Here is a 2,476-nt window from a genome sequence, read left to right on the forward strand (position 1 = left end):
GCTGGGCGCCGAGCCCCGCCAGCTCCCACGCGTCGCGCAGTCCAGCACCCAGGCTCACGTACCCCACGGGTTCAGCCCCTGAACTGCTGGTCGCGAACCCGTCGTACCCGATGCGGGCGAATGACGCGGGATGCGCCAACCAGGTGCGCGTCAGGTCAGTGCGCACATCTTCGAACCACCGCCGCAACAGATCACCGCTCCACGGGGCGTCCGTGATCAGCCCGCCAGCGATAATTTTTCGAATAAGGCTGTCCTGTGCTGACAAATCCTCGGGCCAGAGGGGTGCGATGGCGTCGAGGCCCAGACGGTAGGCCGAGGCGTCCGCCGGGAGGTCCGTGGGCCGCCAACCATCACCTCGGCCGGCCGCGAGGTCGGCGTCGACGCGCGCAGCGAGGTCGACCCGGCGGGCCCCGGGCTGCGGCACCAGCCGGTCAGCCAGCGAGCGAAGAGTGGCGAGCTGCCCCAGTGAGAGCGCCCGCGGCGCGTAGTTCACATCGTCTGCGATCGCGCGCTGGGCCAATAGCGCGCGTGCCTCGACGCCGGTGCGGTTGGACGCGATAAGGCAACCCCATTCAGGGGCCACCGGTGGGCATGCCGAAGCTGTCGACTCCCAGAACCGCGTGATCTCGGCCGCAACTTCGTGGGCTTGCTCGTAGGGGAGCAGGTGTCCCGTAGCGGCCAGCGACACGAAGCGCGCCCGTGGATACACCTCGCCGAGGAGCGTCGGTTGCGCCGAGCCCTCGAGATCGTCGTCATCGCCCCCCGCTATCACGACGACGGGCAGGTCGATCACGTCTACCTCGGCCGACACATTTTCACGGCTGCCCTCACCAAGCCACCGCTGCCAGGCGAGTGGCGTGATCTGCCGAATCTGGGTGACTGCCTGTTGTTCCTCAGCGGCGGCCAGCGATACCGCCACGCTCTGGGCAACAAATTCACGCGCGTCGGCCTCCGAGATCGGACCGTTCTGGGCCCACGAGAGCATGAGGGAGCGATTGTCGTCTGCCATTGGCTCTGGGGTGGGCGGGGATGGAGCGAGGAGGACTGCGCCGGCCAAGCCGAAGACATTCGCGTGACCGGCCAGCACGCGAGCGGCCACGAGGGCAGCGACCTTGCCACCCATGCTGTGGGCGGCAAGCAGCCAGGGTCCACCATCGGCTTTGGCCTCGATTGTCTCGAGCGCAGCATCGGCCAGAGCGCTGGCTGAGCCGTCTACTGCGTCCGGGGCGTGGCCCTGCCCAGGCGGGTCGATGCCAACAACGCGGAATCGGTCGCCGAGAGCCGCCGCGAGCGGTGCAGCTGATGCAGCGCCGAAACCGAGACCGGGAAGGAAAAAGACGGTGCAGACATGGTGAGTCACGGAGTGACCATGCCCCCGTTGACGTTGAGGGTCTCGCCCGAGACGTAGCTCGATTCTGCAGAGGCGAGGAAAACATAGGCGGGGGCTAGTTCTGCAGGCTGCCCGGCACGTTGGTAAGTACTTTCGTTGTCGAATTCCCTCATTTGCTCGTCTGAGACGCCATCCGAGACCTGTAGGGCCGTCCAGACGGGACCGGGTGCAACCACGTTGACCCGGATACCCCGAGGAGCCAGCTGCTGCGCAAGTCCCTTCGAGAGGTTGTTGATGGCTGCTTTCGTTGCCGCGTAGTCCAACCGGTCCGGTGCGGGCTTGTAAGCCTCCAGAGACGCAGTGTTGATGATGCTGGCACCCGCCGGCAAGTGGGCAAGAGCGGCTTTGGTCAACCAGAAGGTCGCGAACACGTTGGTACGGAATGTCAGCTCGAACTGCTCGTCTGACAGATCTTCGATTCGCTCAACTGCTAGCTGTCTGCCGGCGTTATTGACGAGGATGTCGAGCCCCCCAAGCACGCGCACGGTTTCGTCGATGATCTCGCGGCAGCGGGCCGGACCCGTGATGTCTGCGGCAATCGCGTGCCCCTTTGTGCCTGCATCCTTGATGTGGCCCAGAATACTGTCAGCGTCCTCCTGCTCAGCGGGCAGGTGCACGATCACGACATCAGCTCCCTCACGCGCGAACGCGATCGCGACGGCACCGCCGATACCTGAGTCACCGCCAGTGATGAGCGCTTTGCGCCCGGCGAGGCGCCCGCTGCCGCGGTAGGTCGATTCGCCGAGGTCGGGGACCGGGGTCATACGCGCCTGGATTCCGGGTTCAGGCTGGTGCTGAACACGCGGTTCTACGCGGCTGTATCGCTCAAGAGGATTTCCGAAGGTGTACTGATCGCGAAGTGTCATACCCCTCACCTTGTGTCGGGGCTGAATCCGAGTCACCCTCCTCTTGCCCGCCTTCGACCAGCAGAAAGCGCGATGACCGTATCAGCCTGAGCCGGCGGCGCAGTATTGCCTAGTGCTCCGTGTTAATGGTTTGTTTGCGTTTCATCTTGCCCAGGAGGTACTCCGCTGACTTGGTCCAGGTGAATGGTTTGGCGTCTTGGTTGTAGTTCTCGATGTAGCG

The 2,476-nt window shown here is 64.8% G+C and carries 2 protein-coding genes; both read right to left on the reverse strand.

What is annotated here, in order from left to right; genetic code table 11:
- On the reverse strand, nt 1-1,360 hold a 1,360-nt coding region (locus Y703_RS20095; RefSeq protein WP_081743557.1), incomplete at its 3' end, for an alpha/beta hydrolase.
- Nucleotides 1,357-2,256: an SDR family oxidoreductase gene (locus tag Y703_RS0114280; RefSeq protein ID WP_026553248.1), complete on the reverse strand. Its 900-nt coding sequence runs from the start codon at nt 2,254-2,256 to the stop codon at nt 1,357-1,359. The genes Y703_RS0114280 and Y703_RS20095, both read right to left, overlap by 4 nt.
- Nucleotides 2,257-2,476: the final 220 nt, after the last annotated feature.

Origin of the sequence: Arthrobacter sp. H20, from assembly GCF_000520515.1 — a bacterium.
In the GTDB taxonomy this organism is placed as follows: Bacteria; Actinomycetota; Actinomycetes; order Actinomycetales; family Micrococcaceae; genus Arthrobacter_D.

Excerpts from the sequence above, each read along its gene's own strand:
- Y703_RS0114280 (WP_026553248.1), bottom strand. The coding sequence starts at position 2,256 with ATGACACTTCGCGATCAGTACACCTTCGGAAATCCTCTTGAGCGATAC.